The organism is Burkholderia sp. GbtcB21, assembly GCF_019091065.1.
Lineage (GTDB): Bacteria > Pseudomonadota > Gammaproteobacteria > Burkholderiales > Burkholderiaceae > Burkholderia > Burkholderia pyrrocinia_C.
Genome location: NZ_JAGXKA010000004.1, coordinates 71685 through 84579, shown reverse-complemented (window position 1 = coordinate 84579; position 12895 = coordinate 71685). Strand labels below are relative to the sequence as shown.

The following is a 12895-nucleotide window of genomic DNA, read 5'->3' as shown; positions in this document are numbered from 1 at the left end:
CCGGCTCGACAGCGCGCCTGATGGATGCCGAGGTGTCCATCACGTCCATGTCGAGGTTGCTTTGGGCGACCTGGACCGCCTGTTGGCCGGTTCGTTGCAGTGTTTCGCAAAACGCGCTTGGCGGCAATCGCGGAATTCAGCGACGCGCCGGCGGGCGCACTTTTCGCGACGTCCGCCACCGGCGTCCTGACTGATTGATCCTCATTTACCGGATCGTCATTTCCAGAAACCGCGAGCGATCGCGCAGCGGATGGCCGTCAAGTGCCGGCGGCGAGACGCGGGCCCGCGCCAAGCGTAGTGAACTCGGCTTCAGGCCGTAGCGACGGCAGCGCGTGTACCCAAGGATCGATGCCCTGCTGCTGCACTTCTTCGAGAAACGCAACGCGCGTGCTCCAGTAGCTTGCTCGCAATTTCGCATCGATGACACGCTGCTCGGCAGCGAACAATTCCATGCGTGCAGTCACCAGCATCGACGCGGCGGTTTTTTCCGGCGTCGGGGCGTGACGCATCGCCCAACGGCTGATCCAGTTCACCATGCTGCCCCCCGTAAGAATGGACCCGAATTGGGCAATCGCGATCGGCCGCGCGCTTGTCACGCTGCGTTGCGGCGGCCACCGAACGTCGCCACTCGGGTTCCAGGCGCCATCGACACCTCGCATCGATGGCGATCGCCGCGACATACGCGCGCGGCTTATCCATCCTATGAACACTTTCCGGTTTGCGCGATACGGGTTTGCATCCTTCGACACGTTTCATTCTTGAATCCGTGCATCGCACATGCGACTGTCCATTTCCATAGAAGCAGTGAATACGCTGGCCACGGACGGCACCGTGAGCCTGGTGCTGATGGAAGCAGCCGGCTTGAACGTAGCGAACGTGGTGTACGAGATGTTGTTCGACGATCACGACGTGAAGATCAACTGCGCGGTGGCCGATTTCGTGGTCACCAATGGCGCGCTCAGGACGCTGCGCGGTGTCCCGCCGCCGTTGCGCCGGCAGGCGATCGCGGTGCCGCCGCCGCGGGGTGCGCGGGCGACGGGGACGCTGCGGCACCAGGCCCGGAAGGCGGCTGCGGCGCGGACGTGTGCGCCGCGGCCGGTGGCGAAGAAGAAGGCGGCGACGAGGACGGTTGGCCGGCGCCGGCCCCCCCTGCCGAGCCTGAAGCGGCGGAACCGGAAGCCGCAGGCGCGGCGCCGGGCGGCGGGCGCAGCCCGCCGTCGAGCGAGGTCCGGCGGGCGGCCAGGTCGGCCTGTTCGGCGCTGCGCTGGGCGGCGCGATCGGAGGACAGGCGCGCCGCTTCGGCATCCGGATTGATCGTGTTGACGCGGATGCGCTCGACGTCGCCCACGCCCGCCAGCCGGTTCAACGGCACGTAGTCCGTACGAAACACCAGTTCGACGCCGCTCGTCAGGTTGACGTCGGCGTGCGAACTCTCGGTCGTCTGGGTCCGGTCGGTCGACACGTAGCCGATCGTGCTCTGCACATTGGCCTCCGCGCCCCAGGGCCCGAAGCGTGCGCCCCCGCTCACGCCCACCGTGTTGCGCGTGTCGAATTGCGAGCCGCGGTCGTTGGCGGCGGCGCTGCTCGCGTCGATATGGAAATTCATCGCGGCGTTGAGCCGCCCGCTTTCGATGACGATGCGCTGCAGGCCCATCTGCACCATCGTCGCGAGCAACTGCTGGCGGTTGCGGGCCAGCACCTGCTGCGCGAGCGGCACCAGGCGCTCGGGATCGGAAGCCGGGACCGCGTCGCCCGGCCCCATTCCCAGTGCGCTGCGCAGCGCCGCTTCGGCCGGCGGGGACGCGCCCGGGCGCAACGTCAGCCGGGTCGCGGCATCGCGCTCGGCCTGCAGCTCCTGCTGGCGCTGGCGGCGCTCGTCCGGCGGCAGGCCCGCCAATTCGTCGGCATCGTCTGCGGCCTCGTCGTCGCCGGTGATCTGGTAGGCGGCGGGGAAATGCTCGGCCAGCCACTGCCGCGCGCCGGCGATGCCGACATTGCTGTCCGCGAAGCCTTCGGTGGTCTGCGCGACGTTGCGGATCAGGTCGACGAACGCGGTCAGCTGCTGCTGGTTCGAATCGTTCATCGCCTTGAAGACACCCGTGATCAGCTCGGTCACGAAGCGCGGGAACGACACCGCGTTGAGCACCGCCCGGGTGGTGCCGGCCATCCGGTCGATGGCGGTGCCCGAATAGTCCGAGCCGGCGTTCTGCGCGACGGCCAGCGCCGCACCGGGACGCGCCGCGAGTGCGTCGTGGTCGAGCGCGATCGAGCCGATCCGCACCAGCCCGGACGCGAGATCGCGGCGCGTGGCCGGATCGAGGGCGCCGAAGCCCTGCTGCGCGGACAGCAGTTCGCGGACACGGTGGCGAACGTCGGGCCGCAGCACCGGCGAACGCGCAGGGCGCGCGGCCGCCGCCATCTCAACGGCTCCGCCGCGCGTCGCGCGTCGCGCGACGCATGGCGCGCAGCCGGGGTGGCGACGGCGCGTCCGCCGCCCTCGGCATCCCGGTTGTACCGTCCGCATCGCGACGGCCTGAGCGACGAGGTTTCATGTCACCGTCCGAGTGCCGCCCACGGGTTCTCCGGCGCGGCCGGCCCCAAAGCCGGCGGCACGCCGCGGCCGGCGTCCGGCGCGGCAGGCGCCTGGCCGTCGGGTTTCTCGCCGAGGCCGAGCGTTGCCTCGATCCATTCGGCGGCGGCGGCGATCACCGGGTTGTCGGCGGTCACCAGCGGCGCCGCGCCGCCCAGCGCATCCGCGACGTCCGCCAGCCACGCGATCACGGTCATCCCGGCCCTGCCGCGCCGAACATGGGCGGCGGGCTGGCGCGGCGGCTGGCGCGAGAGCCGGCCGATGCCGGCGACCACGCCCCAGATGTCGTGCGCACCGAAGCCTTGACGCATGTCGGCATGGCCGAGGATCGCGAACGCGTCCCTGAGCATGCCGACGATCTCGCCGGCCATGAACGCGGTCACGCCGGTACACGCGGCGCCGAGGTTCTGCGCGAGCGAGCGGGCGGCGTTGCGGACCCGCGCCTGGTGCCCGAGATCTCCGCGCGGGTCGGCGCCGGGCGTCTCGTCGAGTTTGTAGAGCGCCTCGCAAAGCGCGAGCATGCACTCCTCGAACTGGACGTTGCGCTCGGCATCCGCCGCCGCCGGGCCGTACGCGGTGCCGAACAACCGCGAATAGAACGCCGCGCGTTCGCCGGCCGCCAGCTTCTCGGCGCGGTGGCGCCACCAGTTGGCGACCAGCGGCCCCGCGCCGCCGAGATCGACGCCGACGGCGCCGCTCGCGGACAAGCCGGCGAGCGCCTCGACCGCGGGGATCACGCCCGCGGGCTCGAGATCGGCCGCCAGATAGAGCGACGCGAGCGCCCGCAGCTGCGCCTTGTCGACGCGCGCGGCAACGGGATCGGGGATCGCGATGTCGCCGAGCTCGTCGAGCGCGAAGGCCAGGCCGTGCGCGGTCGCGCGCTCGACGAGCCGCTCCCCCGACCGGATCGCGACCGCGAGCCCGGCATCCGCCAGCGGGGCGATGAGCATGCGCGCCATGATTCAGTGCTGCCCGGCCGGCAAGCCGGCGGCGGGAGCCGGCTTGTTGGGGTTGTACGGCGTCGAGTTGCCCTGGATCACCGACATCATCTCGGGCGTCGCCATCTTGTCGAGCGGCAGGTAGTCGCTCTTGAAGTTGACGCGGACCTCGCCCGAGAGCTTCGCTTTCACCTCGGCCTTGGATTCGCTGGTGTCGTCGAGCGCCGACCCGACGGTGGCCACGTGTTCCTGCTGCCCCTCGAACGCTGCGTCGGCCGAATAAGGCGTGTACCAGCTGCCGTAGTGGGCGCTGAGCGATTCCTTGTATTTCTGGCTCTCGCGGTCGTGCATCGACGCGGTATAGGTGCGCTTCGCGGTGTCGCTGGCGCGCATGTCGAACACCACCTTGGCGTTGATCGACCCGTCGGTGACCACGATGCGATTGATGCCGAGCATGACCATCGACGACAGCAGCTGCTGGCGCTGCTTCGCCATCTGCAGGCGCGCCGCGGTGACGAGGCGCAGCTCGGACTTGTCGTCGGACAGGTCGGTCACGGGCGGATCGAGGTTGTAGTTGCGGCTGATCTCGGCGAGCCGCTGCTGCGCGTTGTCGCCCTGCGCCACCAGCCGCGACGGAGCCGCGGCGGCCGCCGCGCCGGCGCTGTCGGCGTCGAACGCGTCGGCGCCGTCCTGCGCCTGCACCGACAGCACGTCCGGGAACGAATCGGCGAGATAGTCGCGGCCGGCCCCCTCGCTGATGTTGTCGCTCATGAACTGGGCGGTGGTCTTGGCGACATTGGCGATCAGCTCGCCATACGCGCGCATCTGCTCGATCGAGCTTTCGACGATCGCCTGGAACACGTTCTTGATGAGGCCGCCGACGAATTTCGGGAAATCGACCTTCTGCACCATCTGGCCGAACTGCTCGACGCCCTGCTTGACCGCGCCGGCCTGGAAGTCCTTGCCGGCGAAGCCGGGATCCTGCGACAACTGGCGCTTGGTCGCGGAGACGGGATCGTCGGCCAGCGCGGCGGCGGCCGGCACCGGACGCGGTGCGGCGACGGGGCGCGCGAGGCCGGTAGGCGGCAGTTCGCCGTTCGCCTCGCGCTCGGCGATCTCGGCATGCACGCCGTTGGGATCGGCCAGGTACGCGAGCACCCGCACCGTATCGGCGGCGATGCGGCGGCGCTCGTCGTCGGGCAGGTCGAGGAACGACGGAATCGCGGTCAGCAGGCGGCGCACCTCGGGCCGCGTCGCGTCGAACGCGGCGGCGCTCGTGGGCGGCCGCACCGGGTGAAGCGCGTCGGGGGGAGCGGACAGGCGCATGGCTCAGTTTCCCCTGGCCGGAGCCGGCGCGGCAGCCGGTGCAGCGGCCGGAGCCGCTGCGGGTGCGGCGGCGCCCGCCGGCGTTTTCGGGCTGGGCAGCACGTTGGGATCGGCCGGCGTCGCGTTGCCGGTGATGGTGGCGATCATCTGCGGCGTCGCCATCTTGTCGAGCGGCAGGTAGTCGCTCTTGAAATTGACGTCGACCGCGCCGGACAGCTGAATCTTGGTCTGCATCGCCGCGTTGCTGGTTTCGGACGCGGCGGTCGACGCGGTGATGATCGGCTTGTTCTCGTATTCGTAGTCGCCCTTCGCGTAGTAGTCGGCGCTGTACTGGCGGCCGTTGTCCTTGTCGTTGCTGGAGTCGTACTTGCCGCCGCGATCGTAGGTGCCCTTGCCGGCATAGGTCGTCTGGACGTTGCCGTCCTTGTCGCGGGCCAGGTCGACCGCGGTGGCGCTACGCTGCTTGGAGAGCGTGTCCTGCGCGCGCACGTCGTAGATGATCTTCGCGGAGATCTTGCCGTCGGTGACGACGATGCGGTTGATGCCCATCAGCACGATCGAGGCCAGCATCTGCTGGCGCTGCTTGGCGAGCTGCATCTTGAAGCGGTTGACGATGGCCAGCTCCGAGGCCTCGTCCGACAGGTCGAAGGTGTCGCCGTCGCCCATCTGCAGGCGGGCGCGCACGGTCTTCGACGCCTCGTCGGGGTCGACCCCGTCGCGCACCTGCACGCGCGGGCTCGGCGTATCGCCGCTGTCGTCCATGCCGATCTGGAACAGGTCGGGAAACTGGTCGACCATGTGATCGCGCGCCTGGTTCTCGGTCACGTGCTCGTCGGCGAACTGGCCGAGCGATTTCGCCACCTGCGCGATCATTTCCTGATACGCCTTCATCTGCTCGATCGAGCTGTGGGTGATCGACTGGAACACGCCGCTGATCAGGCTGGCGACGAAGGTCGGGAACTTGACCTGGTTCAGCAGCTCGCCCGCCACCGCGGCACCTTCGTGCGCGGCCGCCGCGGTGAACTTCGACTTGCCGATGGCCTCCACCGCCTGGTTATGGGTCTGGAAATCCGCCTCGTGCGCCGAATGATCCGTGTTGTCGTCGAGCGCGCGCGCCGTGGCGGTGCCCAGACCGCCCGGAATCTCGTGGCCGGCAAACCCTTCGGGCCGGGCCAGATAATCGGCGATCAACGCGGTGTTGCGGGCGATGTCGCGGCGATCGGCGTCGGGCATCGCGTTGAAGGCCTGCGATCGGGTCAGCATCTGTGCGACGCCGTGGCGCACTGCGTCGGCCGGCACCGGCACCGGCACCGGCGTGTGGCGCGGGGCGGCCGCGGCGGCGCGCGGGGGCGGCGCGATCGGCGTGGGACGGGCAGCTTGCGGGAACATGGCGACCTCGCGGAAAACGCGTGACGAAGCGATTCGGATTCAGCTGGCCTGGGCGAACGCGTCCACAGGCAACTCGAACTCGATGGGGCGCAGGTAGAGGCTCACCCGCGCAGGGCAAGCCGCGTCCGTGCGCAGGCTGATGATCGAGAAGCGGCCCGGCCAGTGCGCGTCCTCCGGCGTAAACGCGCCCATCCATTGCTCCAGCGCCTGCAGCCCGCGCGGACGCTCGGCGAGCCCCATCGTCAGCAGGCTGAGGAACGCGGGCGGCACGTCGGGGATCGCCGAGAGCAGCACGTAGAGCTCGAAATCCGGCCCGTCCGGTCCCAGCCCGAACGCGAGCAGCGCGCCGTGCGGCGGCAGGTCGAACCGCCCGCCGAGCACCAGCCCCAGGAGCTGCATGATGCCGGGCAGGCGATGGCCGAGGCCGAGCGCGTCCATGACCGGCTGCAGATCGGCGAGCCGCAGCGCCCGGGTGCACGCGAACGTGAGCCGCTGGCCGCCGAGGTCGCGCTGGGCCGCCATCGTGGTGAACAGCGGCTTGAGCCCGGGCACCATCTGCAGCGCGGCCTGGACGATGCCGGCCAGGTCGCGCGGCAGGTTCTCGATCGTGCCGGCGTCGCCGGGCAGCTCGTAGTACACCTTGGACGCGTAGAGCCCGTCGCGGTCGTAGCTGGAGCCGAAGAACGCGCCGTAGTCGAGGTTGCCGCCCGGTCGCGCGAAGCCCCGGAACGGCTCGCTCGCCTGGTCGAACCAGTGCAGCGCTTCGCGGCCGATGAAGTCGCGGATCAGCTTGCGCATTTCGCGCGTCGACGCGTCGCGCCGGTCGATCGCGGACGCCTCCGGCGGCAGCGGCTCGATCGTGAAGCGCAGCTTGCCCGGCTGGCTTTCCGAGAAGCTGGGTTCGAATGGCACCGCCATCGGCATCAGCGCGTTGTCGCGGAACCGCAGATCGTCGGCGCCGTCGCCGAACGTGCGCAGGAACAGGTCGCGCGACGGCGCGAAAGGATCGGCGGTGCCGAGGCTTCGCGCGGCGCTCTTCAGGCGGCGTTCGACGCGGGCGACGACCGGCTCGCGGATTGAGGTCAGGGGCATGGCTCGGCTCCGGCAGGGTTCGGGGATGGCGCAGCGCACGCAACGCCGGTTCAGTGCGGGCGGTTCGAGTAGTAGCTCGCGCCGTTGTGCGTGCCGACGCCGTAGCCCGCCTTCACCGGCACGCCCGTGCCGAGGCCGATGCCGGCGCCGATATCGCCGACGCCGTCCAGCATCTCGCGCGCCATCGCCGGGATCGGCACCGGCTTCGACGTCATCTGCGGCGCCTCGCGCGGCTGCGAGAACTGCTCGATCTGCGTATCGGTGGTCGCGGTATCGGCCAGCCACAGCTCGCACGCGTTGACCAGGTCGTAGTCGGTGGGATCGACGGTCGACTTGTGGTTCGACGAGACGTCGGGATTGGCGATCTGGTCGATGCTGAGCAGCGGGCCGGTCGCCTTGTTGACGCGATCGACGTTGTTGGCCAGCCACGCGGTGATGATCGTGCCGCAGGTCGCCAGCGTGCGATAGCGCGAGCTGGTGCGCGCGCCGCCCAGATCGTAGGTCGCGACCTGGTCGATCACCTGCCACATGTCCTTCGCGCCGTAGCAGCCGCGGATCTCGGGATCCTGCAGCAGGTCGATCATGAACTTGACCTGCGACTGGATCTCGCGCGCGGCGTAATGCGCCATGCCGTAGCCGTGCAGCGAAAGGTTGCCGGCGAGATCCCGGGCGGCCTTGCGCACCTGCTGGTGGTTGATCGGGTTCGGCACGCTCGCGCGCAGCAACGAGTCGACCTCGGTCTGGCGCACGAACGACGACACCGACGACACGAAGCGGATCCACAGATCGTTGAATTCGCGGTTGCCCGCGGTATTCGGATCGCCGCCCGGGACGCCGAGCGTGATCGCCGCGAAGTTCTTGCGCTCCTGCTCGGAGATGCGGTTCGGCGTTTCGCGCCAGTAGCGATAGAGCAGCTTGCCGGCATTGCCCGGGCCGATCGGCAGCGTGCCGTGCTGAAACTGCTCGACGATGCGGTCGACCACCTGGAACACCTTGAGCTCGTCGAACATCGCCGCGACGATCATCGGGCCCATCACGCGCACGTTGTCGGCGACGATGTTCGCGTCCTCCAGATCCTCGAGGTTCGGCAGGTCGATGCCGAGATCGGCGATCGCGTCCTGGCTGCCGATGTTCTGGACGGTGTTCAGTTCCTCGTTGATGCGGCGGCGCAACTGCGGCTCGTCGGCCTGGATCTTGCGAGCCTGCAGGCCGCGCATCACCCGCGCGAATTCGGTGGCGACCACGCCCGGCTGCTGCTCGCCGCCGCGGCCGTCGGGATCGCCCTCGATGCACAGCAGCGCCAGCACCCGCTGCGCGAGCGCCCCGTACGAATTGGCTTCGCCCACCGCCGCGAAGAACTGGCGGGTAAACGCGTTCATCAGCCCGTTGTCGTCGTCCGGCACGATCTTGCCGTCCGCGACCTTCACGGGCGGCGGCGTGGCCCCGTCCACCGCGAGGATGCCCAGCACCAGCGCGACCAGCGTGATCGACGCTGGCTCGGGATCCGCGCCGTTCGCGCCATTTGAGCCGCCCACGCCGCCCTCGCCGAATTTCAGCTGGCCGGTTTCCTCGGAAAGCAGCGGCGGGTTGATCAGCGACTTGCTGGCGAGCAGCTCGCGGGTGGCGACGAACAGCGGGTCGCAGACCTCCGTCTCCTCGCCGGACGACGTCTTGCTGCCGTAGACGACGTCGAGAATGGCCTTGCACAGGGCGAGCTGCTGCCGCTCGGCAGCGACCAGGGGCCGCTTCAGCGACTCGAGCCGGTTGACGATATCGACCAGCCCGTCGCGTGCCCGGGTCTCGAGGTCGACGAGGTCGAGGAAGCGGACTTGATGATTGACATGAAACATTTAACTTCTCCTTGAAATCCGGTCGGTTCGAGGGAATGAACGGGATCCGGTGCGCAAGTCAGCCGTCGTCGGCGCTTCCTTCCTTGTCCGTGCAACCGTCGTCGCCCGCCGCTTCGTACGCGTCGATGCGGCCGGACAGCGCCTGCAGCGCCGCCGCCGCGTCGAGAATGCCGGCGCCGCAGCCGTCGGCCGCGCCGGGCGCGAACGGGCGGGCGGTGGCGACGAGCAGATCGCGCACCGTCGCGCCGTCGAGCGGATAGGCTCGGCGCTGCGCATACGCGACGAGCAGCGCCGCGGCGCCCGCGACGAACGGCGCGGCGAAGCTGGTGCCGGTTGCAAGCTGATAGGCCTCGATCGCGCTCGTCAGCACCCGTTCGCCCGGTGCGCACAGCGCGACGTGCGGGCCTCGCGTCGAGAACGGGGTGGGCCGTCCGTCGTCGCCCACGGCACCGACCGCGATCACCTGCGGGTAGGCGGCGGGCCAGTAGCGGGTGACGCTGCCGTTGTTGCCGCTCGCGGCCACGAGGATGCAGCCGCGCGCGGCGGCATACGCGATCGTGTCCGCGTGCGGCTTCGGGCGGTTGGCGGCGATCGTCGCATCGTCGGTGCCGAAACTCATGTTGATGACCTTGGCGCCGAGGTCGACCGCCAGCTTGAGCGCACGGTCGAGGTCGGCGATCGCGCCGAGCCCGACCGCGTGCGCGTTGCCCGGCAGGCGGGCGGCCGCCAGCGCGCGCATCGGCAGGATGCGGCAATCGCCGCCGAGTCCGCGCGGCATCGCCACGCCCTCGGCGGCGATGATGCCCGCGCAGCCCATGCCGTGGCCGACGAAGCGGTCCTCGGGAAAATCGCCGCGATGGCCGTGGCCGCTCAGCAGCTGCACGCCCGGCGACAGATCGCCGGGCTCCAGCCGCACCGTGTCGGCGCCCGCGCGGAACGCGTGGGCGAATTCGGGATGCTGGCGGGCGATGCCGCTGTCGATGAGGCCGACCGTGACGCCGCTGTCGCCCCGCTCGATCGCATGCGCGTCGGCCATGCGCACCAGCGCGCGGGCATCCTGCGCGAACCGCGCGGCCGGCGGCACGGGCGCCAGCCGGCCGGGCGCGTCCATCGGCACCATCGCCACGTAGTTGGGCGTCACGCTCTCCACGCTCGCGAGCTGCGCGAGCGAGTCGCACAGCGCACCGATCGGCGTGCCGGCCGGCACGCGCAGCAGCAGCGTACGGGCCATGCCCGTCGTCTGTTCGACCGCGTCGTAACCGTGGTGCGCCTGCCCGGGCACCCAGCGCCCGGCCACCGCGCTGAACGGGCGCACCGCGAGGAAGCGGCCGGCGAACGCGACCACGATGCGGTCGACCGGGCCGCCGTCGATGCATTGCGCGGCGGCCAGCGCGCCGCGCGTCACGTCGCGGATCGACGGCACATGCTCGGGCGCTTCGCCGAGCGCCAGCTTCAGGAGCAGGCTGGTCGGCAGGCTGAACTGCCGCTCGCCGGGCGACGCCCACGGCGCGCCGAGTGCATGGATCGTCATGGCCGCGTCTCCTCCTGACCGGGAACGGCGGCCAGGGTCATCGGCCTGGCGGCAGGCGCCGGCGGCGGCGCGAACGCGCTCAGGTCGAACGCCATGGCGGCGGCATGCCGGCTCGTCGGCGACACGGCGAGTTCGCCGGCCCACTGGTCGTGACCGGGCGCGAGCAGCAGCTCGTCGTCCGCCGATTGCAGCACGGCGACCGGACGATTGCCGATCCGCACCAGCGGCGCGTGCCCGCCGTTGACGAGATTGCGCCCGACCACGCGCAGCAGCGGCGACGCATCGGGCAGCGCGTCGGTGGCGGGCGCCACGGGCTCGACCCGCTCGACGCTCGGCGCGGACGCCCGGTCGAGCGCCCGGCGCAGCCGGTCCACGGACAGGTTGGTGACGCGGCCGATCGCATGCACCATGTCGCGCTGCTCGGCCTGCCGAAATTGCCTGACCGTACGCACGCCGGCCCATTCCAGCCGCTTGCGGTCCTCGGCCGAGAGTTCGTCGCCCAGCGCGTCCAGCGGCTGGTCCTTGCTGTCCTCGGACAGCGCGATCGCGTTCTCCTCGATCGCCGGCCGCGTGATGGTCGTGAAGACGAGATGGAAGGTGCTGCTGTCGGTGTCGCCCGGGCCGGCGGGGCGAATCCAGACCTCGCTTTCGACGAATTCGACATGGGCGCGCAAATCGAGGTTGACGTCCTTGATCGCGAAGGTCAGCGGCAGGTTCAGGTTGCGTGCCTTGATCGCCATCGCCGCCTGCGCGTTGTCGAGCTGGCTCTGCACGGCCTGGATGAAATCCTCGAGGCGCAGGCTGGCGTTGCTGTTCATTGCCCCGCTCCATCGATCGGCACGGCTTCGAGGACGATCACGAGCCGCGCCGGCTCCGGATCGAAGGCCGTGCGGGTCAGGAACTGCGGCAGGTCGCCGACCAGCTCGATGCCGCCGGCGCCGCGCGCGACGCGCAGGTCGAGCGGCAGCTCCATGGCCAGCGAGCGCACCTGCAGCCCCTGCGCCGCACCCGCGGTCAGCAGTTCGGCAACGTCGGCAAACGCGCCCAGCGTCTCGCCCAGCGGCCGCTGCGAAATCATGCCGGTTCTCCTCGAGTGGATGCGGGCACAGCCGGAGCGGCCGGAACAGCGGACGGGGCGGGTGCGACGGGCGCGGCCGGCAACGCAGGCGTCGCCGCGGGAGCGGGCGCCGCAACCGGCGCGGCAGGCTGGGCGACCGTCGCGGCCGTCGGCGCCGGCGGCGCGATCCGCGCGGCGGGCCGGCTGTGCCGCTCCAGCAGATTGCGCGACGCCTCGTCGACGAAACGGTCGAGCGGCAGTGTCTCCGACGCGAAATTGATGCTCACCTTCCCGGTCAGCGTCGCCTTGAGATCGGTGTCGGTTTGCGCATTGACCGCAACGGTCGAGACCGTGGTGACGACGTCGCCCGACGTCCCCCGTCCGCCCCAGGTCGTCTGTCCCGACGACGGGTCGTTCGACGTCGCATACTGCACGGCGGCCCGATCGCGCGCCTTGGCCTGGAAATTGAGGCTGGCGGCGATCGTCCCGTCCTTGACCACGACGCGCTGCATGCCCAGCAGCACCATCGTCGACAGCGTCGACAGCCGATGTTGCGCAACGCGCTCGCGGGCGCGGGGCAGCACCACCGATTCGAGCGTCTGGGCATCGAACGCGCCGTCTGCGGCGCCGAAATCGGCGAGCCACGCGGGCGCGGGCGCCGCGTCGTCGTCGCCGGGCCGGACCACCGGCGCGAGACGGTATTCGCCGCCGTCCTGCGCCAGCGTCACGTCGTGCGGATACTGCTCGACCAGCCACGCGCGCGCCTGTCCGTCGGTCACGTTCTCCTGCGCGAACTGGTCCAGCGGCTTGGCCACCGCGCCGACCAGGTCGGCGAAACTCTCCACCTGCTTGATCGAGCTGTCGACGATCGCGTCGTACGTGCCATGCACGAGGCTCGCGACGAAGGTCGGAAAGTCGATCGCGTCGGCCAGTGCCGCCGCACGCCGGCCGATGGCGTCGGTCGCCTTCTCCTTGGGGGGCGCCGACGCGCCCGGGCCGCCAGCCGGCGTCGCTTGCGGCAACGCGCCGTCCTGCCTGCCCGGGTCGCTCGATCCGGAGCCGTCGACGATCTCGCGGCCGAACGCGTCGCGAGCGAGCGCCATCACAGGCGTTGCCGCACCG

The 12895-nt window shown here is 70.5% G+C and carries 11 protein-coding genes; all 11 read right to left on the bottom strand.

The window, feature by feature from the left end:
* Positions 1–257 precede the first annotated feature (257 nt).
* Positions 258–536 (bottom strand): hypothetical protein, encoded by a 279-nt coding sequence (locus tag KVT39_RS11295; RefSeq protein ID WP_034185034.1) that lies wholly within the window; start codon positions 534–536, stop codon positions 258–260.
* A 422-nt stretch (positions 537–958) separates the two neighbouring features.
* The gene (locus tag KVT39_RS11290) at positions 959–2419 is read right to left on the bottom strand and encodes a hypothetical protein (protein WP_217589070.1); all 1461 of its coding nucleotides are present in this window, start codon (positions 2417–2419) and stop codon (positions 959–961) included.
* A 134-nt stretch (positions 2420–2553) separates the two neighbouring features.
* Positions 2554–3549: a hypothetical protein gene (locus tag KVT39_RS11285; protein WP_217589069.1), complete on the bottom strand. Its 996-nt coding sequence runs from the start codon at positions 3547–3549 to the stop codon at positions 2554–2556.
* 3 nt (positions 3550–3552) lie between these two features.
* A complete protein-coding gene (locus tag KVT39_RS11280; protein ID WP_217589068.1) occupies positions 3553–4854 on the bottom strand; it encodes a hypothetical protein in 1302 nt (433 codons plus the stop codon).
* Positions 4855–4857: 3 nt separating this feature from the next.
* Entirely contained in the window at positions 4858–6243 is a 1386-nt protein-coding gene (locus tag KVT39_RS11275; protein ID WP_254640450.1) for a hypothetical protein, read from the bottom strand.
* Between the two features lie 39 nt (positions 6244–6282).
* Positions 6283–7335, bottom strand: a complete 1053-nt coding sequence (locus KVT39_RS11270; protein WP_217589066.1) for a hypothetical protein — start codon at positions 7333–7335, stop codon at positions 6283–6285.
* Between the two features lie 50 nt (positions 7336–7385).
* The gene (locus KVT39_RS11265; RefSeq protein ID WP_175748111.1) at positions 7386–9185 is read right to left on the bottom strand and encodes a hypothetical protein; all 1800 of its coding nucleotides are present in this window, start codon (positions 9183–9185) and stop codon (positions 7386–7388) included.
* 58 nt (positions 9186–9243) lie between these two features.
* Positions 9244–10716, bottom strand: a complete 1473-nt coding sequence (locus KVT39_RS11260) for a S8 family serine peptidase (protein ID WP_217589064.1) — start codon at positions 10714–10716, stop codon at positions 9244–9246.
* Positions 10713–11534 (bottom strand): hypothetical protein, encoded by an 822-nt coding sequence (locus KVT39_RS11255; RefSeq protein WP_105391479.1) that lies wholly within the window; start codon positions 11532–11534, stop codon positions 10713–10715. Before KVT39_RS11255 ends, KVT39_RS11260 begins: the two co-directional genes overlap by 4 nt.
* Positions 11531–11794, bottom strand: a complete 264-nt coding sequence (locus tag KVT39_RS11250) for a hypothetical protein (RefSeq protein ID WP_105391480.1) — start codon at positions 11792–11794, stop codon at positions 11531–11533. The genes KVT39_RS11255 and KVT39_RS11250 overlap by 4 nt, the downstream gene beginning before the upstream one ends.
* A complete protein-coding gene (locus tag KVT39_RS11245; RefSeq protein ID WP_217589062.1) occupies positions 11791–12876 on the bottom strand; it encodes a hypothetical protein in 1086 nt (361 codons plus the stop codon). The genes KVT39_RS11250 and KVT39_RS11245 overlap by 4 nt, the downstream gene beginning before the upstream one ends.
* Positions 12877–12895: the final 19 nt, after the last annotated feature.

What these genes read in the sequence shown, in the direction of transcription:
- KVT39_RS11295 (WP_034185034.1), bottom strand. Translation starts at nt 536, where the DNA reads ATGGTGAACTGGATCAGCCGTTGGGCGATGCGTCACGCCCCGACGCCG.
- KVT39_RS11290 (WP_217589070.1), bottom strand. Translation starts at nt 2,419, where the DNA reads ATGGCGGCGGCCGCGCGCCCTGCGCGTTCGCCGGTGCTGCGGCCCGAC.
- KVT39_RS11285 (WP_217589069.1), bottom strand. Translation starts at nt 3,549, where the DNA reads ATGGCGCGCATGCTCATCGCCCCGCTGGCGGATGCCGGGCTCGCGGTC.
- KVT39_RS11280 (WP_217589068.1), bottom strand. Translation starts at nt 4,854, where the DNA reads ATGCGCCTGTCCGCTCCCCCCGACGCGCTTCACCCGGTGCGGCCGCCC.
- KVT39_RS11275 (WP_254640450.1), bottom strand. Translation starts at nt 6,243, where the DNA reads ATGTTCCCGCAAGCTGCCCGTCCCACGCCGATCGCGCCGCCCCCGCGC.
- KVT39_RS11270 (WP_217589066.1), bottom strand. Translation starts at nt 7,335, where the DNA reads ATGCCCCTGACCTCAATCCGCGAGCCGGTCGTCGCCCGCGTCGAACGC.
- KVT39_RS11265 (WP_175748111.1), bottom strand. Translation starts at nt 9,185, where the DNA reads ATGTTTCATGTCAATCATCAAGTCCGCTTCCTCGACCTCGTCGACCTC.
- KVT39_RS11260 (WP_217589064.1), bottom strand. Translation starts at nt 10,716, where the DNA reads ATGACGATCCATGCACTCGGCGCGCCGTGGGCGTCGCCCGGCGAGCGG.
- KVT39_RS11255 (WP_105391479.1), bottom strand. Translation starts at nt 11,534, where the DNA reads ATGAACAGCAACGCCAGCCTGCGCCTCGAGGATTTCATCCAGGCCGTG.
- KVT39_RS11250 (WP_105391480.1), bottom strand. Translation starts at nt 11,794, where the DNA reads ATGATTTCGCAGCGGCCGCTGGGCGAGACGCTGGGCGCGTTTGCCGAC.
- KVT39_RS11245 (WP_217589062.1), bottom strand. Translation starts at nt 12,876, where the DNA reads ATGGCGCTCGCTCGCGACGCGTTCGGCCGCGAGATCGTCGACGGCTCC.